Source organism: Niveibacterium sp., from assembly GCF_041909475.1.
Taxonomy (GTDB): Bacteria; Pseudomonadota; Gammaproteobacteria; order Burkholderiales; family Rhodocyclaceae; genus Niveibacterium.
On the sequence record NZ_JAYRDJ010000045.1, the window covers coordinates 1 to 20,501 of the forward strand.

Here is a 20,501-nt window from a genome sequence, read left to right on the forward strand (position 1 = left end):
TCGTGCTGAGCGCATGTGCGCCGTTGACCGTGCCGCCAAAACTGATCGCACCGCTCCCGGTGGTGACCGACGTGTCAGCAAGGAGCGCCGTCGCGCCGCTCACATTGAAGGCGCCGCCCGAGGTGGTATAGGCGCCAGCGAGGTTGGCGTTGCCGTCGATGGCGATGTCGCCCACTGTGATGGCGCCGACCAACTGTGTTGTGCCACCGTTGCTGATGAGACTGGCGAGCGGTGCGGTGCTACCTATCAACGCATGGAACGTCTTGTTGAAGTTGCCGTTGAGGGTCAGTGTGTAGCCGCCATCGACCGCGCCTGAAAACGTCAGGGCGCCGGTTGCGTTCAGGGTTACTGCGCCGAGCAAGCTGAGGCAAGGCACGCCACCGCTGGCCGGGAAGGTGCCATCAATGAGGTCGCATCCACCTAAGCCGCCATTTCGTAGCGCAAAGCCGTGGCCATTGCGATCCAGCGAGTCGAGCAATAGCACCGAAGCGTTATTGCTCTTGAGGAAGGTCGGTTGCTCTAGATACACCGGGTCGGCATAGGTCTGGCTACCCGTTGTACTGACGGTCGCGATATCGGGATAGTTAATTTCCCTCACCGCCAACTGAATTGCGCCGCCGCCATCGATTGTCAGACTGGACAAGGGCGTTGCCGCCCCAACCGCGCCGCTAAAGCGTGTGATCCCATTGTTGGTGAGCGTGAATGAGCGCGCGCCATCAACGGTCCCCCCAAAGTTGATCGTGCCGCTCCCGGTGCTGACCGACGTGTCAGCAAGAAGCGCCGTCGCGCCGCTCACATTGAAGGCGCCGCCCGAGGTGGCGTAGGCGCCAGCGAGGTTGGCGTTGCCGTCGATGGCGATGTCGCCCACTGTGATGGCGCCGACCAACTGTGTTGTGCCACCGTTGCTGATGAGACTGGCGAGCGGTGCGGTGCTACCTATCAACGCATCGAACGTCTTGTTGAAGTTGCCGTTGAGGGTCAGTGTGTAGCCGCCATCGACCGCGTCCGAAAACGTCAGGGCGCCGGTTGCGTTCAGGGTTACTGCACCGAGCAAGCTGAGGCAAGGCACGCCACCGCTGGCTGGGAAGGTGCCATCAATGAGGTCGCATCCACCTAAGCCGCCATTTCGTAGCGCGAAACCGTGGCCATTGCGATCCAGCGAGTCGAGCAATAGCACCGAAGCGTTATTGCTCTTGAGGAAGGTCGGTTGCTCTAGATACACTGGGTCAGCATAGGTCTGGCTACCCGTTGTACTGACGGTTGCGATATCGGGATAGTTAATTTCCCTCACCGCCAACTGAATTGCGCCGCCACCATCGATTGTCAGACTGGACAAGGGCGTTGCCGATCCAACCGCGCCGCTAAGGCGTGTGATCCCATTGTTGGTGAGCGTGAGTGAGCGCGCGCCATCAACGGTCCCCCCAAAGTTGATCGTGCCTACGCCCGTGTTTACCGTTGCGTCGCCCGTGAGGTGTGTGGCACCGGCCACGCTAAAATCGCCACCGGCCGTCGAATAGGATCCGCGCAAGGTTGCAGACCCGGCAAGTGAGACATCCCCGTTGGTGTGAATCCCACGAGCGTCGATGGGACCAGTCACGGTAAGGCGGTCGAGCGGGGCGCCGAGCCCAACGGTTGCTCCGAAGGTCGTGCCCGTTGTTGAGTTCGTCGCAAGCGTTTCCGCACCGCTCACGGGACCATCGAAAACGATAGCGCCATTGTTCGCAACTATCGTTGTGGCGCCCCCCAGAGTTGTCGGTCCAAAGACGCTGAACGCACTGTGCAACGTAGTGATATCACCCTTGAGCGTGGTCTTTCCCGTCAACGTGGAGCCACCTCCGCTTGCCAGTCCGTTGATACTGATCGTATCTGCAGTGAGGTTTGTGCTCCCACTTGTTGAAATCGCGGAAGCCGCGCTAAAAGCGCCCGCAATAGAGGTGAGGCTGGCAAGCGCGGCGTGGTTCCCAACGGCGCCAACGAACGAGGTACTGGCTGAATTGCTAGTGCTGAGGGAGTGGGCGCCATCGACCGATGCTGCGAAGTTGATCGAACCTCCGCCCGCGCTGACAGTGGTGTCGTCGGCCAGGGTGACCGCGCCGCCGACCGTGAATGCACCGCCGCCGGTCGCGTAGTCTCCATTCAAGCTCGCAATGCTGCCGAAATGCTGTGCGCCGTTGGTTCGGATGCTTCGCGCGTTAACGGCACCTGAGACCGTAAGTCCAGTGAGGGGGGTTGTGCTGCCCACCGGCGCCGAAAAAGTGGTCGTGCCCGCACTGTTGATCGTTAACGACTTAGCACCGTCAACAGCGCCTAGGCTTGCGTCGCCATGGGCCGTGATGGTGACATTCGATTGCAGGTTTACGGCGCTGGCCGCGACCAACCTGCCGTTCCTCAGGTCAACTATTGAGTTATTTAGCTGAATAGTACGATGGTCGCCCGCCTGCAGCGTTAGGTTCAGCGACGTTGCGGCTGCAGACCCGGAAATCTTGCCGTTTAGTATGACGTCGCCCTCTGCTTCAAGCGTCAGACTATTATCCCCGGCATATTTATAGTCGAGATCGGCTGTAAGCTTGATGTCGCCATGCCCGCCGGCGGATGTGCCAACAGTCGTAACAGTGATGCTTGCGCCGCTCTTCAACGCGTCCTGAATTAGCTCGACGCCCAATTTGGCTCCGGAGGCCAACGGCGTAAACGGGGATGCATCTGAAGCGTCTGTCGCGACGTTGCCCGAGACAATCTCGATGTTCAGTGGGTCGATCAACCAAGTACCGCCAAAACCGACGACTGGGGCACGAGGTATATCTAGCGCACCTGCAGATGAAGTCTCTATAAAGCCACCGCGCTTCCCTAGCGTGCTCAGCGAACCACCGACGTAGGTACTTCGATTTGACCAGATGACGACCGAACCGCCGTCGCCTGCGGTGCCGCCATCGGCGCTCAGTGAGGCCTGCGCGGCGATATGAACCTGCTCGGCATTTTCGATTGTGGTGTCGGCGCCACGGATTCCGCCTCCGATGCGAATCGCACCGCCGGTGTCGCCGGAAGCTGAGACTGTGGCCGTTGTATCGATCAGCACTTTCTCGCCCGTCACGCTGATGTCGCCGCCTCGACCTTGCGATGAGACTGCATCAAGTGCGCCTGCAACTCGGGTTATGCCGGCTGGACCGCCATCAAGAACGATGCGACCGCCTTTCTCGCCAATACCGCGCGCCCGGATCACGCCGTCCATGTTCAAGACCGTGTCGGCCATCGCACCGCGGGCTTTTGCCTGAAGGCTTACGGATCCGCCGTCGGCCTGGATCCGTCCGAGTTGCTCGATACGCGGGGCCAAAGTGCCGCGGTCGACGCGAAATGCCATCAGGCCGTCGCCCTCGACATCGACAAGCACTGTATCGCCTGAAACCAATCCAATGCTTGCGTTGTCGGCGCGCAACGACCCTTGATTGGCAATCTGTGGCGCGATCAGCGCGATGCCGCCGGCCCCCGCGTTGATTGCACCTTCGTTGCTGATTGCACCGGCGGCCCCCTCATTCGTAAATCGCAGTCGGTTCGCAAGAAAGTCGTGTGAGGACAAGGACAGCGTCGATGCAACCAGCCCACCAACGTCGACGCGAGCATTCCTGCCGAAAACGATACCGTTCGGGTTGATGAGGAACACGCGGCCATTGGCTTTCAGTTCACCGAGCAACTGGCTCGGGTCCATCCCCAACACCCGGTTCAGCACAACGGCACTGGAGGAGGGCTGAGCAAATTCCACTGACTCCCCAGCGCCAATGCCGAAACTGCGCCAGTTGATGACCGCTTTGTCACTCGTTTGACGTACGCTCAGTGCATTCGGGGCGGTACTTTTGACGGCCGCCTGGCCGCTTTCGACAACGGGATCCGTGGGCAAGGCATAGGCGAAGTCGCAGCTGAGCAGAGCCAATGCGATGGCATTGGCGATAACCGTTCGGCGAGGCAGCCTCAGTGGGCGGCGAGCGGCGGAAGAGTTGGCCATCGTGCTTGGATCCTGGTCGGGTGGCGAACGGCGTCAGAAGGCCTGTGTTGCAACAACATAGACGCGAGGCAGGCGGTCGGCTGAGTCACTGGTGCCAGGCCCGGTTGCCCGCCATGCAATCGAAGCGCGAACGGTGCTGCGTTGTGGGCGCTCCCAGGTTAGGCCGATTCCACCGCCAGCAAGGTAGGTCGTGTTGTCGAAGCCGCGCGGCTGCCTCGAAACATCATGTCTTAACTTAGCGTAGCCCCAGTCACCAAAGGCTGACAGCGAAAGTTCGCGCGCAATGTAGAACCATTGCGCAGGTGGTAGAAAGCGGAACTCGAGCGTGCCAACATGGGCGCTGTCGCCAGCACCTTCGCCCGGCGCGTAGGCGCGAACACCGGATTCGCCGCCAAGGCTGAAACGCTCGGTTGAATCAAGATTCGCGAAAGCCACTTGACCGTTGTAGCGGGCAAACAGCAACACGCGATTGGGAATGATCGCCTGTAACCTGGACGCTGACAGACCGAGTTTCGTGAAACTTCGGTGGTTGTCGAGCCCCTCGGCGGGGTTCTCCGGCATGACCTTCCCGCTCGCCACCAGAGCGCTGAAGGACATGATGCCGCCGCCGAGCAGTAAATCGCGCGCGTCGCCAGTCAGACCGGTCCAGACCATCCGCGTCTGCTTTCTGCTGTCGATATCCAGCGCTGTCTGGCTATCCACGAAGTCCTTGCGGTCCCACCCAAGTTGCGCAAAGACGTTCAGATTGCGCCCGCGGACGACCGGATAAAGTGCAAACAGCGAGTAAGCGTCAGTCGTGCCGGTGAGCCCAAGCGGGAAGTCATCTTCATTCAGGCGATAGCGCATGTGTGACAGCGACACGCCGAACTTGAAGCCATACCGGGAGATCGGCACCGTGTAGTTCAACAGCCCGAAACCCAAGCCGCCGGTTTGCGACGCCATGCCGTTCAATGACAGCCCATCGCCGAGCCCGAGCGGACTCATCACCGAGGCGCCGACCCCGAGCCGGTATTCGCCTGAGTATCGAGATCCCAGGTTATCTCCCGTCACCTGGGCCGTGTAGCGGGAATCCGGCTCAGGAATCACAACCAGTGTTGCCGTGCCGGGCACCCGGCCGGCCTTGACCTCGAAGCGGGCGCTGCCACCCAGCAAATCATTGAGAACAAAGACCAGCCGCTCGACATCGCGTACCTTGATGATCGACCCTGGTGGGATCGCGCTGAGGTGCGATTCGATGACGCTCTGACGGATCAGGCTCTTCGGATTCCAGTCGAGCGTGATCTGGTCAAGTCGCCCCTCCATGACGGCAATCTCGATGACGCCGTCTTTTGGGCTTTGCTCTGGCAGATAGGCATAGCCCAAGTAGTAGCCGAGTTCGCTCTGAAGGTATTCGGTCGCAGCAGCCGCTGCGTTGGAGATGTCCTCGTAGCTGCGAGCCGCGCCCGCAAATTTCTGCAGCACTCGCTCCAGTTCGGCCGGGTCTGCCTCGCTCAATCCGGTGACGCGGTAGCCGCGGACGTCCATTCTCAAATCGTCGGCGGGTTTGCCGAGCTCACGCGCCGGCGTGCTCGGTACCGCGGGTGGCTTGACCTCATCGTCCCGCTGCGGTGTCGCCTGCTCTACATCGCGCTTGAGTTCTTCAATTCGGGGGACGACTGGCCGTGTGGGTGCGACCTGCGCATGCGCGGCACCCGCAACGGCAAGTGTCAGTGCCATCAGCAGCGCGCGTACCCTGTCACGCGTCGGTGTCGAGAGGGTCCGTCGGCTAGGGGCGGGGCTCGTTTCAGGCTGGTGACGCAATCGTGAACCTCGTTCACTTGCTGCTGCGCGATTGCAGCATGGCAGCGCATGTGCGCTCGGACTCCGCGGAACCGGGCTCATTCGTAGCCGCCGATGAAGCTGCTCCGACAGGTAGTTGCGTCTTGCTCCGCATCAAGGCGGCCGCGAGATTACACGCACCGTCCGAGGTCGAAGTATGCCGTCGGCAAACGCGGCTGTGTGTGCAGCCTTACGCATCCTGAAAGAATATTGGCCGCCGACCTCAGCGATTGCAGGCGACTGGCACCTACAATCGAACTCGTCGTCACAGGGGATCCCGAAATGCGTCGTTTGCCCACATCGTTCCCGATCTCTCGCCGTCAGTTTCTGTCCTTGCCCTTGTTGGCGGCGAGTACGCGGCTGGGAGCCAGTCAGGGCCAGAAACGGCTTGCGCTGGTGGTGGGCAATCATCTATATCCGGACCCCTTCGACCTGCCACCGATACCCAAGAACATCCGCGATGTCGGCGCAGCACTCGAACTGCGCGGATTCCGGGTTACAACCGCCGCTGATCTTGTGACCCCGGCATTCCTGGCAGCGATCAGGGAGTTCGCGACCCAGGTGCGCACTGCCGGCCCCGATGCAGTAGCCCTGTTCTTTTTTTCCGGGCACGGACTGCAGGTTGAGTCCGAAAACCTTCTGCTTTCAGCGGGGCTCAATCCGGCAAGTGCCTCACGCGATTTGCTCGGTCAGGCGATCCGCTTGCGCCGCGACGTTCTCGATAGCCTGCCGCAGCGGCCGGAAGGTCTGACGATGGCCGTGATCGATGCATGCCGAACCTCGATCAGTTCGGTGAGCAGGGATACCGACGGTCTCAACCAGATCGAGCCGCCGCCGGGTGCACTGATCGCTTTCGCAACGGGCGCTGGGCGACCTGCGATCTCTCCGGTGGATCCGGCGCAGAACACCTTCTACACCGGCTCATTCGTCAAGATGCTCAAGCAAGCCCCGGATGAGGTCTCGTTCTCGGACTTCTTCCGCATGGTCAAGACGGATGTCACGCGCACGATGGAGAACCACCCGGTGCGCGCCATCCGGCAGATCGCGCAGATCCCGTATATCGCGGAGAACACCCGGCAGCGCACCCGTTTGGGGCTCGGAACCGAAGTGTTGCCGGTGGCGACGGACGAGCAGGGCGCTTGGGCCGAAGTGGAAGCCGCTAGCTGGCCGGCCGATGTGATCAGCCGTGCCGAAAATTATCTGCGTGCTTATCCGGACGGGCGTTTCGCCGCAAGTGCGACGGTCGCACGCGACGGTGCAAAGGAGGCAGCGGCAGCGCTCAACTCACGCGATGTCCGCCTTTATCGCAGCGCCTTTACTACTGACGTTGGCGATAACGACTATCGCAGTGATCTAGGCAAGGTAGTACGTGGCGACAAGGATGCGGCAGCCCGGATCGGGCGCATGTATCGCGACGGCACACACCGGCTCGCGGCCGATCTGAAGCGTTGGGAGGGGTGGTTGCAACTGGCGGTGGAGCTGGGCAACGGTATCGCGAGCTATGAACTCGCCTTGCACTATCGTGCGACGGACCAGCCCCACCTTGCATCGCGCTATGAAGGGCGGGCGAGGGCGCTTGGCTTTACGCCACCGCCTACGCTCGACAACACACGCAAGTAGTACTTACTGCTGACGCCCGATCTCCACGCGGCGGTTCTCGCCGCCCGCGGGGTCTTTCGGGTTGCGCAGTTTCTTGGAACCCATGCCCGCCGCTTCGAGTTGAGCCGGTTGCGCGCCTTTTGCGATCAAGTAGCTTCGCACCGCCTGCGCGCGGCGGAAAGAAAGCTTGTCGTTGAGCGCATCGGGGCCGGTGATATCGGTATGGCCCTCGATAACGATCTTGTAGCTCGTGTCAGTTTTGGTCTTGAGCACTTCCGCGAAGGCATCTAGCTGGTTCTTGAGCTGATCGCTCAACTCGGCTGAACCCCGTGCAAAGGATGCGCCGGGCAGCGAGAACCGCACTGCGGGCTTGAAACCCATGCACTTGAAGCCGCTGGCTTCGAGTTCCTTGCAGGTATCCTCAGGGAACAGGCCCTCCGCGACGGTCTTCGCGTCCGGCACCCGACTGCCGAGATCGACGACCTCTTCGGCATTGACGCCGGAAGCCTGGAACAGCAAGCACGCCAGCAAGGAGGGGGCAAGACGGCGGAGTTTCGATGACATTGGAAATTCCTGCAGTGTGAAGTGGGCTCGCTTGCACGTTAGCCGAGCAGGATTTTCTGTCAAGCTCGTGCTTCACGCTCAGCCGCACGGCCCGCCCCGACGAATCAAACGGATTGCGATGCCTCCTCGTAGTAGCGAACGAGTCGCTCCACTTCCGAGCGCGAGCCCATTACGACGGGAATTCGTTGATCCAGCGCTTGCGGTTGCACGTCGAGAATCGGGCTCGTTCCAGTTGAAGCCATACCACCCGCCTGCTCGACGATCATCGCCATCGGGCTCGCCTCGTAGAGCAGGCGAAGCCGCCCCGGCTTGGTCGGATCGCGCTTGTCCTTCGGATAGATGAAGACACCGCCACGCGTGATCAAGCGATGCATGTCGGCGACCATCGAGGCGACCCAGCGCATGTTGAAATCCTTGCCGCGCGGACCATCCTTCCCTGCGAGCAGTTCGTCGATGTAGCGCTTGATCGGCGCATCCCAGAGCCGGGCGTTCGAGTGGTTGATCGCGAATTCCTTGGTCTCGACCGGAATCTTCATGTCACGCTGGGTCAGGAACCACGTGCCGAACTCGCGATCGAGCGTGAAGCCGACGACCCCGGCACCGACGGTGAGCACCAACAAGGTTTGCGGCCCATACAGCGCATAGCCGGCGGCGTGCTGGCGCGTTCCCGGTTGCAGGAAGGCCTGGGTGTCAGGCGCCTGGCCCTCGGGGCAATGCAGAACCGAGAAGATGGTGCCAACCGAGACGTTGTATTCGAGGTTGTTCGTCGCATCGAGCGGATTGAACACCAGCAGGTACTCGCCCTTCGGGTAGCGATTCGGAATGACGTAGGGTTCGGTCATCGTATCGGACGCCATCGCCGCGAGGTGGCCACCCCACTCGTTCGACATCAACAGGATTTCGTTTGCGACCTGGTGAATTGGCTCCGCGTGTGGCGGGACCTCATCGTCTGAACCGTAACCGCTGCCCACCGTGCTTGCGATATTCGCCTTGCCGACGTTAACGCTGATTGCGCGAACGGCCCGAGCGACAACCTCGATCAACAGTCGCAGGTCGGCCGTAATGACGTTGCGGTCCCGCTGTTGTTCGAGCAGGTATTGCGTGAGCGTGATGCGTTCCATCGTATCCCCCATCCCTGTGCGTCTGAACGCGCCGTGCGCTTCCCCCGAACCGCATCGGCACCCATCGCACACAAGTATGTCGGTTCATCGCTCTGCGCAATAGTGGGGATGGCCCGGGGGTGTCTGGCCCGCACACTGGCCACAGATGCGCCGAAATTCCCTGATGCCGCGCAAAGGTGCACACGATCCTGCGCCTAGAATGAACTGAGGCCCGGCGACGCCGGGCATGAGTGCGGAGGAAAGCGATGCCGCTGTCGTCCAGCCTGGATCGGGTGCTTGCGAGGATATCCGCACGCTATCAGGACGATCCGTACCAATTGCTGCAGATGCTGCGTGCGGTGCAGGCCTCTTATTCGCACGTGCCGCAGGCCGCAATGCAGTTCTTCGCGCGGCACTTGGGCGTGCCACTCTCACAGGTGCAAGGCGTGGTGGAGTTCTACGCGTTTCTGCACGAAACTCCGCGCGGCCGCTACGACATCCGTTTCTCGGACAACATCACCGATCAGATGCTCGGCGCACGTACGCTGACGCAACGGCTCTGCGATCGACTGGGTGTCACTCCAGGCGCGCCACGCAAGGACGGTGTCGTTACGGTGGATCTGACATCCTGCACCGGCATGAGTGACCAGGGGCCGGCAGCGCTGGTGAATGGGCTCGCTGTGACGCGACTAGACGCCGCACGCATCGACGAAATGGCGGACCTTGTGGATGCGGGCATTGCGCTGGAGGCGTGGCCGCGAGACTGGTTTGCGGTGCGCGACAACATCCGCCATACCGGCCCGATGCTGGAACTGGGGATGGCGCCGGGTGCTGCGCTGAAGGCCGCGATTGCACGAGGCGCTGCCAGCACGCTGACGGAGCTGGCTCACTCGGGGCTGCGCGGGCGGGGAGGGGCGGGTTACCTGACCGCGCACAAGTGGCGTTTTTGCCTTGAAGCACCGGGCGTTCAGCGCTTCGTGGTGTGCAACGCAGACGAGGGCGAGCCCGGCACGTTCAAGGATCGTGTGCTGCTGACGCGATTCGCCGACGAGTTGTTCGAGGGCATGGCGCTTGCCGGTTTCGTGGTCGGCGCCCTTCAGGGCTTCCTGTACTTGCGCGGTGAGTACGAGTACATGTTGCCGCACCTCGAATCGGTACTCGAGCGGCGCCGCGAGGAGGGGCTGCTCGGAAGTAACGTCATCGGGGCCGGCTTCGATTTCGACATTGCGATTCACCTCGGTGCAGGTGCCTACATATGCGGTGAAGAGTCTGCCTTGATCGAATCGCTCGAAGGCAAACGCGGGCAGGCGCGCGTGCGCCCTCCGTTTCCTGCCGTGCGCGGCTATGCCGACAAACCCACCATCGTCAATAACGTGCAGACCTTCATTCAGGCGGCTCAGATTTCGGCGATAGGGGCGGCGTGGTTCGCTGCAATGGGGACCGAAAAGTCTCGCGGCACGGTATTGCTGTCGATTTCGGGCGACGTGCCGCGTCGCGGCATTTTCGAGTATCCGTTCGGCGTCACCATCAGCGAAGTACTGTCAGATTGCGGTGCGACCGCGGTACAGGCAATCCAGATCGGCGGCCCATCCGGCCATCTGATCAGCGCAAGCGAGTTTGGTCGCCGCATTGCCTTTGAAGACATGCCGACAACCGGATCGCTGATGGTGTTTGACTGGAGCCGCGATGTGATCGCGATCGTGCAGAACTTCGCGCGCTTCTTCCAGCATGAGTCGTGCGGCTTCTGCACACCTTGCCGAGTCGGCACAACGGTGATCCGGCAACTGGTGGACAAGGTGGCCGATGGGCACGCGAGTGCCGCGGATCTCGCCGAGATTGAAGGGGCTGGCCGTCTTACCCGCGCGCTTAGCCACTGCGGCCTGGGGCAAACAGCGCCGAACCCGGTTCTCGACGCGCTCACGCGCTTCCGCCCGGTCTTCGAAGCGCGCCTTTGCGGCGCGGCCGGCGACCCCGGCTTCGATCTGGATGCTGAGCTGAGCGAGGCGCGCCAGATGCGCGGTAAGGAGATGCAGCATGGCGGATAAGGGCTTCTTCCTGTTCGATGGTAAGTCGCTGCCGTACACGACGGGGCAGACCATCATCCAGGCTGCGACGGCAGCCGGGCATTACATCCCACACCTGTGCTATCGCGCGGAGTTCCCTCCGCATGGTTCGTGCAAGCTGTGCTCGGTGAAAGCGAACGGAAAGTTCACCTCGGCCTGCTTTGAACCCGTGATCGACGGGATGAAGGTCGAAAGCGAGACCGAGGAGATCCGGGCCTACCGAAAGCGGGTGGTGCAGATGCTGTTTGCGGAAGGCAACCACTACTGCCCGTTCTGCCAGCAAAGCGGCAACTGCAAGTTGCAGGCCGTTGCCTATCACTTGGGCATGGAAGACACGCACTACAGCCATCAGTATCCGCGGCGTGAGCTGGACGCCTCGCACCCCGACGTGATGATCGACCACGATCGCTGCATCCTCTGCGAGCTTTGTGTGCGGGCGAGCCGAGACGCTGATCGCAAGGAAGTGTTTGGCGTGTCGGGGCGGGGGATTCACGCCCGGCTCGTGGTTAACAGCCCGACCGGCCTGCTTGGTGATTCGCGTTTCGCGGCCACCGATACGGCTGCGCATGTATGCCCGGTCGGCGCGATCGTGCCCAAACGTGCGGCATTCGCAACGCCGATCGGACAGCGCCGCTACGATCTTCATGACATTGGCGAATCGGCTGATGCGGCCGTGCCGGGCAAACCGGCCGTATGAACGGCGCCCCGGCAGGTTGACGCCGGACAAGAGCGCGGGTGTCCATGAGGGGTATCAATTCGCATAGTGAAACCAACCGACGGGACACGACATGGCTTCCCCCCTCAGTCAGTCCGCAACGCTGCATGACATTGCTGCGCGTCACCTTCACGCGCGACACCGTCTTCTGCAAATGCTGCGTGAAGTGCAGGCGACTCGCTCCTATGTGCCGGAAGAGGCAATCCAGTTCTTCGCGCATGTGCTCAATCTGCCGGTTGCCCGTGTGCGCGGCTGTGTCGAGTTCTACAGTTTCCTGCACACCACGCCGCGCGGGCAGTTCGACGTCTATTTCAGCGACTCGGTTACCGATCGCATGGCAGGCAGCCAGATCGTGGCAAAACGCCTTGCCGACCGGCTTGGCGTAACGCTTGGCGAGCCGCGGGCGGACGGGCGTGTCACGGTATCGATGACCTCCTGCACCGGGCACTGCGAACAAGCGCCTGCGGGCCTGGCAAACGGGCGGGTTTTCACGCGGATGACCGAGGCGCGCATCGAAAAAATGGCCTCGCTGATCGAGCACCGGGTGCCGGTCAACGAGTGGCCTGCCGAGTGGTTCCACGTTGACGACGGTATTCGCGAGCGCGGTATCACGCTCGACACCTTCATCCCGCCCGGCGAGGCGATCCGCACGGCGCTTGCACGCGGTTTGCCCGCAACGCTTGACGAGGTCGAGCGCTCTGGTCTGCAAGGGCGCGGTGGCGCGGGATTCCCGGTAGGGCGCAAGTGGCGCGGCGCCTACGAGATGAAAGGCACCCACTACATCACCTGCAACGCCGATGAAGGTGAGCCGGGCACCTTCAAGGATCGTGTGCTGCTGGCCAAGTACGCCGATGAGCTGTTCGAAGGCATGACGATCGCGGGGCTGCTCGTCGGTGCCAAGAAGGGCTATGTCTATGTGCGCGGTGAATACGAATACATGATGGAAGGCTTGCAGACGGTGCTTGCCGAACGTCGCGCGGCTGGCCTGCTCGGCGACAACGTTTGTGAGAGCGGGCTGGACTTTGATCTGCGCATCCACCTCGGCGCTGGTGCCTATGTCTGTGGCGAGCAGTCTGCGCTGCTCGAATCGCTGGAAGGCAAGCGCGGCATCCCGCGCGTGCGGCCGCCGTCCGCGGTGAAGATCGGCCTCTTCGGCCAGTCGACGATCAACAACAACGTCGAATCGTTCGTGCAGGCCGCGCAAATCGCGTGGAAAGGGGCCGAGTGGTTTTCCAGTCATGGCGAGGCCAAATCGCGCGGCACCAAGTTGTTGTCGATTGCGGGCGACTGTCTGCGCCCGGGCATCTATGAATTGCCGCTTGGCACCACCGTGCACGAGATGCTCGCCCGCTGCGGCGGCGAGAATGCCAAAGCGGTGCAGGTTGGTGGGCCTGCGGGCACATGCATCGGGCGCGCCGAATTTGATCGTCGCGTGAGCTATGCGGACCTTGCTACCGGCGGCAGCGTCATGGTGTTCAACGATCTGCGCGACATGGTGGACGTGGCGCGGCAGTTCGCCCACTTCTTTGCTCATGAGTCCTGCGGCTTCTGCACCCCTTGCCGTGTCGGCACGCAGATGCTCAAGCACTACGCCGACAAGATTGCGGATGGCCAGGGCACGCAGCGAGATCTGGATCAGCTGCGTTCGATCGGTGACTTTGTCAAAGGCTATTCGCATTGCGGGCTGGGCGAGACAGCGCCGAATACCTTGCTCGACACCATGAAGCGCTTCCCCGAGGAATACAGCAGCCGCCTGCTGGCGGAGGCGGACTTTGTGCCCGACTTTGATCTGGACGCTTCTGTCACCGAATCGCGTGCGCTGACCGGGCGCCAAGATCAACTAGACCAGATTCACAGTGATTGAGAGCGACCGATGAGCGATCCGAACAACACATTCACGCTGGACGGCCAAGCCGTCGCGTTTGAAGCAGGCCAGACGATCATGAATGCCGCGTTGGCGGCTGGTCATTACATCCCGCACCTGTGCCACCACCGGGAATTCCAGCCGCACGGCAGTTGCAAGGTATGCACCGTGCGAGTGAATGGCTGGCTCAGCGCCAGTTGCACGACGCCGGCCAGCGCTGGCGCAAAGGTCGAGAGCGACGCGCCGGACATTCAGGACGCCCGTCGCCGCATCGTGCAGATGCTGTTCATCGAAGGTAATCACTTCTGTCCGTTCTGTGTGAAGAGTGGCAATTGCCAACTGCAGGCAGTGGCCTACCACCTTGGCATGGAGGACACCTCGCTCCCGCATCGATTCCCCAGCCGTGCGATGGATGCGTCTCACCCAGAGGTGGTGCTGGACCGGGATCGCTGCATCAATTGCTCGTTATGCGTGCGCGCAAGCCGCGATGCCGACGGAAAGGACTTGTTCGGCCTATCGGGGCGTGGTATCGACACTAGGCTGGTGGTCAATTCGCCGACGGGGCTGCTGAAGGACACCAACATCGAGGCGACCGACCGCGCGATTCAGGTGTGCCCGACCGGCGCCTTGCTGGTGAAGCGTCGTGGTTACGAACAGCCGATTGGCGAGCGGCGTTTCGACGCCCAAACCATCGAATGTGAATTCGAATCCAAATACTGAACCGGACACCGCAACGATGAATGCGCCGAACGAACAGCCCCCACGCCTGACCGTTGCGACCTGTTCGCTCGCCGGTTGCTTCGGGTGCCATATGTCCTTTCTGGATGTGGACGAGCGGATCGTGCAGCTCGCCCAACTCGTGACTTTCGACCGCACACCGCTCACGGATGTGAAGCACTGCGCCGATCATGTCGATGTCGGCTTGATCGAAGGCGGGCTGTGCAACGTCGAGAACGTTGAAGTGCTGCGCGAGTTTCGCGACCGCTGCAAGTACATCGTGGCGGTCGGCTCTTGCGCGATTACCGGCGGCGTGCCGGCGGTGCGCAACAAGTTCACGCTTGAAGCCTGCCTTCGCGAGGCTTACATCGACGCGCCCGGCATCGAAAATCCGCACATTCCGTTCGATGCCGAGATTCCCTTGCTGCTCAACAAGGTGCGGCCGATTCACGAGGTGGTTCGGATCGACTATGTACTACCCGGTTGTCCACCGCCCGCCGACGCATTCTGGGAGCTCCTGACCGCGCTGGTGGAGGGTCGCGAGCCGCAGCTTGCCTACGAAAACCGAAGATTCGACTGATCCGGAGCCCAACGTATGTACGAAAATCTGGAGACAGCAAGCGAGTCGATCGGCCTGCAGCGCCTCGCGATCGAACCGGTCAGCCGGGTAGAGGGCCACGGCAAGGTCACTCTGCTGCTGGATGCTGAACGCCGCGTGCGGCAGGCGAGGCTTCACGTGGTGGAGTTTCGCGGTTTCGAGAAGTTCATCCAGGGCCGCCCGTACTGGGAAGTGCCGACCCTGGTGCAGCGGCTGTGTGGCATCTGCCCGGTCAGTCATCTGCTGGCAGCATCCAAAGCCACTGACTTCTTTGTTGCCGGCAACGTGCCGATCTCGCCCACCGCAACCAAGCTGCGTCGGCTGCTGCATTTCGGCCAGGTGCTTCAATCGCACGCGCTGCACTTCTTCCACCTCGCATCACCCGATCTCTTGTTCGGTTACGACGATCCAGTGGCTCATCGCAACGTCGTGGGCGTGCTGCAGGACCATCCGGAAATCGGACTGATCGGGGTGAAGTTGCGCAAGTATGGCCAGGAGGTGATCCGCGTGCTCACCGGCAAGCGGGTACACGGCACCGGCTCGGTACCCGGTGGCTTCAACAAACCGCTGTCCGCCGAGGAGCGCGATTACCTGAAGCAAGACATGCTCACGGTGCTGGGCTGGGCCTCGCATGGGCTGTCGATCGCTAAGCAGCTGTTTGTAGGCGACGAGGCGGCGAATCAAGGCTTCGCTGCCGCGCGCTCGAACTTCCTCTCCTTGGTTGCGCCGGATGGCGGCATGGAGCTGTACCACGGTGGCATCCGCGTGAAGGACGCGGATGGTGGCGTCGTGCTGGACCATTTCGACTACCGTGGTTACAACGCGATCCTGCATGAAGAGGTGAAGTCGTGGAGCTACATGAAGTTCCCGTTCCTGACCGCGCTGGGTAAGGAGCAGGGCTGGTATCGCGTGGGGCCGTTGGCACGCGTCAACAACTGCGATCACATCCCCACGCCGCGAGCCGAGGCTGCCCGTGCGGACTTCATGGCGCATGGAGGCGGCAATCCAGTTCAGGCGACCTTGGCCTATCACTGGGCACGCATGATCGAATTGCTGCATTGCGCTGAGGCGATCGCCGAGTTGTTGGACGATCCGGCGATCACCGGTACCGATCTGTCTCGTTCGGGTACGCCGTTGCACGAAGGCGTGGGCGTGATCGAAGCACCGCGCGGCACGCTGTTCCACCACTATCGGATCGATTCGAACGATCTGATCACGATGGCGAACCTCATCGTGTCGACCACCAGCAACAACACCGCGATGAACGAATCGGTACGCGCCGTGGCGGCCGAATGTTTCGACGGGCGGGAGATTACCGAAGGCCTGCTGAACCGCATCGAAGTGGCGATCCGCGCCTACGATCCGTGCCTGTCCTGCGCGACGCACGCAGTTGGCAAGATGCCACTCAGCATCGAAGCCGTTGCGCCGGACGGTGAATTGATCAGCCGCCTCGTGAAGAGCGGCGACGGCAGCTTCAGCCGCGAGGCTGCAGCATGAGCGCGGCACCGGTGCTCGTGCTGGCTTTCGGCAACCCCGGGCGCGGTGACGATGCGCTCGGCCCGATGCTGGCGGATCGGCTTGAAGACTGGCTCGCCGCGCAGGGGCGCGACGATGTCGAGGTGATCGTCGACTTTCAGCTCAACATCGAGCACGCGCTCGATCTTGCTGATCGCCAGCGCGTGCTGTTCGTCGATGCGCGAGCCTCGGGCGAGAGTGGGGCGCGCCTTGATGCGGTATCCGCGCGCGCCGATGCGAGCTACTCAACGCATGCGGTTTCGCCGCAGGGTCTGCTTGCGGTGCATGAGCAGGTGATTGGCGAAACGCCGCCGCAAGCGGAATTGCTGTCGCTACGCGGGCATTCGTTCGAGTTGGGCGACCCGCTGACCGCCGCTGCGCGTCAAGCCTTGGAGGCTGGCTGGAACGGTCTGCTGGGCTGGCTGGATGCCGCCACTTGCCGGCACGAGGCGGCACACGTTTCAAGTGTCGGCCAGTAGTAACTAACGGGTCGTCGCGACGCAGTCCTGCGCCAGTTGCTGAGCAGCAACAAAGCCTTCAATCCGGTCGCCCATCGAGTCGAACAGTGCCTCGGACTTGATGTGGCGCGCCCGGATTACGAACGGTTCGTCGGCCTGAAGCTGAGCGACCAGCTTGGCGGAATCCTTTGCACCGAAACGCAGCGTGCCGTTTGGGCTCAGACGCACATCGGACAGGAAAGCTTGGCCTTTGATGTTGATGCCGACGCCATTGGTATTGGCGCTGAACGGCATCGAGGGGGTGCCGGGTTCCGCCGCAGAGACCAGCTCGGCAATCGCGCCATCCTTCGTGTACTCGACACGCAAGCGCGCAACCGCGATCGGGCGGTAGCGCGAGCCAAACCCGATCGACGGCGATTGAACGAAACAGGCAGGCTTGCCTTCGCTGTCATTGCGCTTTTCGAACACCCACGCCGAGCCCTGTTGCCCGCCGCGCACATGTTCCGTTTTCGCATCCGGCGCGCAGGGGATGTCCTGGAACACGGTTCGACCGTCCGCCATCTTGCACTTGTAGGTGGTGGCATAGGCAAGGGGTGACGTTGCGAGCAGAAGACAGGCGATTAGGGCGCGGTTTTTCATGACGTTTTGAGCCGGATAGAGTCGGTTGCCGTGTGGATTGTAAGGCCTCGCCGGGTTTCGCCCCGACCAAGTCTTCATTAAAGATTATCAATTGCCATACGACCGATTCGGCGCATCATGTCGCGCGCTGCGGCCCAGGCGGCCGACGAGAACACAGGAGGTTTGAAGCATGCGTATCGAACAGGATCTGAAGCTGGATTTCAAGGACGTTTTGATCCGACCCAAGCGCTCGACGCTGGCATCGCGGTCAGAGGTGGATATTTCGCGTGAGTACGCCTTCTTGCATTCGGGGCGAAAGTACCGTGGCGTGCCGATCATCGCGGCCAACATGGACGTCACCGGCACCTTTGAAATGGCGCAGGCGCTCGACAAGCAACGGCTCGCCACTGCACTGCACAAGCACTACGAGGAAGACGCCCTCGTCGCGCATTTCAGTGCGCTGCCGGACGAGGCGACGCGCTTTTACTCGATGGGTATCGGTGCTGCGGACATGGCGAAATTTCGCCGCGTCATGGAGCGAGCGGGGTCGGCGATCAAGCATGTGTGCATTGACGTCGCGAACGGCTACACCAAGGCATTCGTCGACTTCATTCACAGCCTGCGCGAGGCCTATCCGGCATTGACGATCATGGCTGGCAACGTGGTCACCGGCGAGATGACCGAAGAGCTCGTGCTGGGTGGCGCTGACATCGTCAAGGTCGGCATCGGCCCCGGTTCGGTCTGCACCACGCGCAAGATGACGGGCGTCGGCTATCCGCAGCTTTCGGCAATCATCGAATGCGCGGATGCCGCGCACGGACTCGGCGGGCTGATTTGTGCGGATGGCGGCTGCACGATCCCCGGCGACGTGGCCAAGGCCTTCGGCGGCGGAGCGGACTTCGTCATGCTTGGCGGTATGCTGGCCGGGCACGATGAGTGCGGCGGCCAGCTTGAAGAGGTCGACGGCGTGCGCAAGATGCGCTTCTATGGCATGAGCTCACGCACCGCGATGCAGAAGTACGCGGGCGGCGTGGCCGAATACCGTGCCTCGGAAGGCAAGGAAGTCTTGATCGACTACCGGGGGCCGGTGGAGAACACCTTGCAGGATCTGCTCGGCGGCGTGCGCTCGGCCTGTACGTACGTGGGCGCCCGCAAGCTCAAGGAGCTTTCCAAGCGCACCACCTTCATTCGCGTCAGCCAACAGATCAACGAGGTGTTCGGCAAGTCCTGATCGGTTTCAGATCGCCTCCGGCACCATGTCGATTGCGCCGCAGGGGCATTCTGCGGCGCACAGCCCGCAGCCCTTGCAGTAATCGAGGTTGATCTTGAAGCGTTTGCCCGGGCCGAGCTTAATCACCGCGTTGTCCGGGCACACGCCGTAGCAGTTGTCACACTCGAAGCAGTTGCCGCAGGAGAGGCAGCGGCGCGCTTCAAACAGCGCGGTGTCGGCGTTCAAGCCGCTGACGACCTCGTCGAAAGTCGATTCGCGCCGCACCCGCTCCAGCTCTGGCTGCACCGAGCGCGGCGCATCGGTGTAGTACCACGTGTTCAGGCGCTCAAACTGAGCGACGGGGTGCTTGTCGGCAACGGCCGGCACTTCGCCGCGCAACCAGGCATCGATGTGGCGTGCGGCTTTCTTGCCGTGCCCCAGTGCTACGGTCACCGTGCGCTCGGCGGGCACCATGTCGCCGCCGGCGAAGATGCCGGGGCACGCGGTCATCATGTTTGGCCCCACGCTGACCACGCCATCCTTGAGCTGCAAACCCGGCACATCGTCGAGCAGGGTGAGGTCGACGTCCTGGCCGAGTGCGAGCACCAGCGAATCCGCCTCGATCTGCTCGAACTCGCCTGTCGGCTGCGGGAAGCCGGTGTCGTCCAGGGTCATTTTCTCGATCGTGAATTGCTCGCGTGAGCCGGTGTCGGCGCCCATCTTGATCGTCGATAGCCAGCGGAACATCACCCCTTCGTCGAGCGCTTCCTGCACTTCGGAATCGTGTGCGGGCATCCGGTCACGGGTGCGCCGGTAGATGATCACAGCCTCTTCGGCGCCCAAGCGGCGCGCGGTTCGCGCCACGTCGATCGCGGTGTTGCCACCGCCGTACACCAGCACGCGGCGGCCGAGCAGGGGCTTCTCACCAAGCTCGACGCTGCGCAGCACGCTCAGCGCATCCATGATGCGGGCGGCTTCACCGGCAGGCACCCAAGCGCGCTTGGACACATGTGCGCCTACCGCAACGAAGGCCGCGTCAAAGCCACCTTCATCGTGCGCCTTCAACAGGTGATCGACCTTGGTGTTGAGTTTCAAGGTAACACCGAGCTCTTCGATGCGGCGGATCTCTGCGTCCAGCACCTCACGCGGCAGGCGATATTTCGGGATGCCGAAGCGCATCATGCCGCCGGCCATCGGGCCGGCTTCGCGGATCTCCACGTGGTGGCCCAGCCGCGCGAGGTGGTAGGCGGCGGCGAGGCCCGAAGGGCCGGCGCCGACCACCAGCACACGCTTCCCGCTGGCAGCAAGTGGCGCTTCGAACTGCCAACCCTTCGCGATGGCTTCATCGCCGAGGAAACGCTCCACGGCATGGATGCTGACGGCCGAATCCAGCCGCGCGCGATTGCAGGCGCTTTCGCAAGGGTGGTAGCACACGCGGCCGGTGACGGCAGGCATCGGGTTGTCCCGCACGAGGGCACGCCAGGCCGCCTCGTACTGGCCGCTCTCGGCGTGGTACAGCCAGGCCTGGATGTTCTCGCCGGTCGGGCAACCTTGGTTGCACGGCGGCAGGTGGTCGATGTAGCTCGGGCGCGCGGTACGCCAGCTGCCGGTGTGGTTGGCCAGCGAGGAACCGGGATCGAGCGTGATGGCAAAGGGTTTGTCCATGAT

The 20,501-nt window shown here is 62.3% G+C and carries 15 protein-coding genes; 9 read left to right on the forward strand and 6 right to left on the reverse strand.

Features of this window, described 5'->3' with window-relative positions:
- On the reverse strand, positions 1–3,922 hold a 3,922-nt coding region (locus ACE3P0_RS19510), incomplete at its 3' end, for a beta strand repeat-containing protein (RefSeq protein WP_374404444.1).
- A 105-nt stretch (positions 3,923–4,027) separates the two neighbouring features.
- Positions 4,028–5,710 carry a ShlB/FhaC/HecB family hemolysin secretion/activation protein gene (locus ACE3P0_RS19515; RefSeq protein ID WP_374404445.1) on the reverse strand — a complete coding sequence of 561 codons (1,683 nt, stop codon included), beginning with the start codon at positions 5,708–5,710 and terminating at the stop codon, positions 4,028–4,030.
- Positions 5,711–6,094: 384 nt separating this feature from the next.
- On the opposite strand from ACE3P0_RS19515, the gene ACE3P0_RS19520 reads away from it, so the two are divergent.
- Positions 6,095–7,432, forward strand: coding sequence for a caspase family protein (locus ACE3P0_RS19520; protein ID WP_374404446.1), 1,338 nt, complete (start codon positions 6,095–6,097; stop codon positions 7,430–7,432).
- Positions 7,433–7,435: 3 nt separating this feature from the next.
- Here ACE3P0_RS19520 and ACE3P0_RS19525 read toward each other — a convergent pair whose 3' ends face one another.
- Both ACE3P0_RS19525 and ACE3P0_RS19530 read right to left on the reverse strand, forming a co-directional pair.
- Entirely contained in the window at positions 7,436–7,975 is a 540-nt protein-coding gene (locus tag ACE3P0_RS19525) for an OmpA family protein (protein ID WP_374404447.1), read from the reverse strand.
- A gap of 104 nt (positions 7,976–8,079) precedes the next feature.
- Positions 8,080–9,096: a class 1 fructose-bisphosphatase gene (locus ACE3P0_RS19530; RefSeq protein ID WP_374404448.1), complete on the reverse strand. Its 1,017-nt coding sequence runs from the start codon at positions 9,094–9,096 to the stop codon at positions 8,080–8,082.
- 245 nt (positions 9,097–9,341) lie between these two features.
- Between ACE3P0_RS19530 and ACE3P0_RS19535 the strand changes: the two genes are divergently transcribed.
- The 7 genes from ACE3P0_RS19535 to ACE3P0_RS19565 all read left to right on the forward strand — a co-directional run bounded on the left by ACE3P0_RS19535 (position 9,342) and on the right by ACE3P0_RS19565 (position 17,026).
- Positions 9,342–11,120, forward strand: a complete 1,779-nt coding sequence (locus ACE3P0_RS19535) for an NAD(P)H-dependent oxidoreductase subunit E (RefSeq protein ID WP_374404449.1) — start codon at positions 9,342–9,344, stop codon at positions 11,118–11,120.
- On the forward strand, positions 11,110–11,835 hold the full coding sequence (locus ACE3P0_RS19540; protein WP_374404450.1) for a 2Fe-2S iron-sulfur cluster-binding protein: 726 nt from the start codon (positions 11,110–11,112) through the stop codon (positions 11,833–11,835). Before ACE3P0_RS19535 ends, ACE3P0_RS19540 begins: the two co-directional genes overlap by 11 nt.
- Positions 11,836–11,926: 91 nt before the next feature.
- Entirely contained in the window at positions 11,927–13,717 is a 1,791-nt protein-coding gene (locus ACE3P0_RS19545) for an NAD(P)H-dependent oxidoreductase subunit E (RefSeq protein ID WP_374404451.1), read from the forward strand.
- A gap of 9 nt (positions 13,718–13,726) precedes the next feature.
- Positions 13,727–14,437, forward strand: a complete 711-nt coding sequence (locus tag ACE3P0_RS19550) for a 2Fe-2S iron-sulfur cluster-binding protein (RefSeq protein ID WP_374404452.1) — start codon at positions 13,727–13,729, stop codon at positions 14,435–14,437.
- 16 nt (positions 14,438–14,453) lie between these two features.
- A complete protein-coding gene (locus ACE3P0_RS19555) occupies positions 14,454–15,014 on the forward strand; it encodes an NADP oxidoreductase (RefSeq protein ID WP_374404453.1) in 561 nt (186 codons plus the stop codon).
- 15 nt (positions 15,015–15,029) lie between these two features.
- Entirely contained in the window at positions 15,030–16,529 is a 1,500-nt protein-coding gene (locus ACE3P0_RS19560) for a Ni/Fe hydrogenase subunit alpha (protein ID WP_374404455.1), read from the forward strand.
- Positions 16,526–17,026, forward strand: a complete 501-nt coding sequence (locus tag ACE3P0_RS19565) for a hydrogenase maturation protease (RefSeq protein WP_374404456.1) — start codon at positions 16,526–16,528, stop codon at positions 17,024–17,026. The genes ACE3P0_RS19560 and ACE3P0_RS19565 overlap by 4 nt, the downstream gene beginning before the upstream one ends.
- Positions 17,027–17,029: 3 nt before the next feature.
- On the opposite strand, the gene ACE3P0_RS19570 is transcribed toward ACE3P0_RS19565, so the two are convergent.
- A complete protein-coding gene (locus ACE3P0_RS19570) occupies positions 17,030–17,644 on the reverse strand; it encodes a DUF4124 domain-containing protein (RefSeq protein ID WP_374404458.1) in 615 nt (204 codons plus the stop codon).
- Positions 17,645–17,813: 169 nt separating this feature from the next.
- Here ACE3P0_RS19570 and ACE3P0_RS19575 point away from each other — a divergent pair, with 169 nt between their 5' ends.
- Complete coding sequence (locus ACE3P0_RS19575; protein WP_374404459.1) at positions 17,814–18,854, forward strand: GMP reductase; 1,041 nt, start codon at positions 17,814–17,816, stop codon at positions 18,852–18,854.
- 6 nt (positions 18,855–18,860) lie between these two features.
- Here ACE3P0_RS19575 and ACE3P0_RS19580 read toward each other — a convergent pair whose 3' ends face one another.
- On the reverse strand, positions 18,861–20,498 hold the full coding sequence (locus tag ACE3P0_RS19580) for an NAD(P)-binding protein (protein WP_374404460.1): 1,638 nt from the start codon (positions 20,496–20,498) through the stop codon (positions 18,861–18,863).
- Between the last annotated feature and the right edge of the window lie 3 nt (positions 20,499–20,501).

Bases quoted from the DNA above. Each gene is read 5' to 3' on its own strand.
- ACE3P0_RS19515 (WP_374404445.1), bottom strand. From the start codon at position 5,710: ATGGCACTGACACTTGCCGTTGCGGGTGCCGCGCATGCGCAGGTCGCA.
- ACE3P0_RS19520 (WP_374404446.1), top strand. From the start codon at position 6,095: ATGCGTCGTTTGCCCACATCGTTCCCGATCTCTCGCCGTCAGTTTCTG.
- ACE3P0_RS19525 (WP_374404447.1), bottom strand. From the start codon at position 7,975: ATGTCATCGAAACTCCGCCGTCTTGCCCCCTCCTTGCTGGCGTGCTTG.
- ACE3P0_RS19530 (WP_374404448.1), bottom strand. From the start codon at position 9,096: ATGGAACGCATCACGCTCACGCAATACCTGCTCGAACAACAGCGGGAC.
- ACE3P0_RS19535 (WP_374404449.1), top strand. From the start codon at position 9,342: ATGCCGCTGTCGTCCAGCCTGGATCGGGTGCTTGCGAGGATATCCGCA.
- ACE3P0_RS19540 (WP_374404450.1), top strand. From the start codon at position 11,110: ATGGCGGATAAGGGCTTCTTCCTGTTCGATGGTAAGTCGCTGCCGTAC.
- ACE3P0_RS19545 (WP_374404451.1), top strand. From the start codon at position 11,927: ATGGCTTCCCCCCTCAGTCAGTCCGCAACGCTGCATGACATTGCTGCG.
- ACE3P0_RS19550 (WP_374404452.1), top strand. From the start codon at position 13,727: ATGAGCGATCCGAACAACACATTCACGCTGGACGGCCAAGCCGTCGCG.
- ACE3P0_RS19555 (WP_374404453.1), top strand. From the start codon at position 14,454: ATGAATGCGCCGAACGAACAGCCCCCACGCCTGACCGTTGCGACCTGT.
- ACE3P0_RS19560 (WP_374404455.1), top strand. From the start codon at position 15,030: ATGTACGAAAATCTGGAGACAGCAAGCGAGTCGATCGGCCTGCAGCGC.
- ACE3P0_RS19565 (WP_374404456.1), top strand. From the start codon at position 16,526: ATGAGCGCGGCACCGGTGCTCGTGCTGGCTTTCGGCAACCCCGGGCGC.
- ACE3P0_RS19570 (WP_374404458.1), bottom strand. From the start codon at position 17,644: ATGAAAAACCGCGCCCTAATCGCCTGTCTTCTGCTCGCAACGTCACCC.
- ACE3P0_RS19575 (WP_374404459.1), top strand. From the start codon at position 17,814: ATGCGTATCGAACAGGATCTGAAGCTGGATTTCAAGGACGTTTTGATC.
- ACE3P0_RS19580 (WP_374404460.1), bottom strand. From the start codon at position 20,498: ATGGACAAACCCTTTGCCATCACGCTCGATCCCGGTTCCTCGCTGGCC.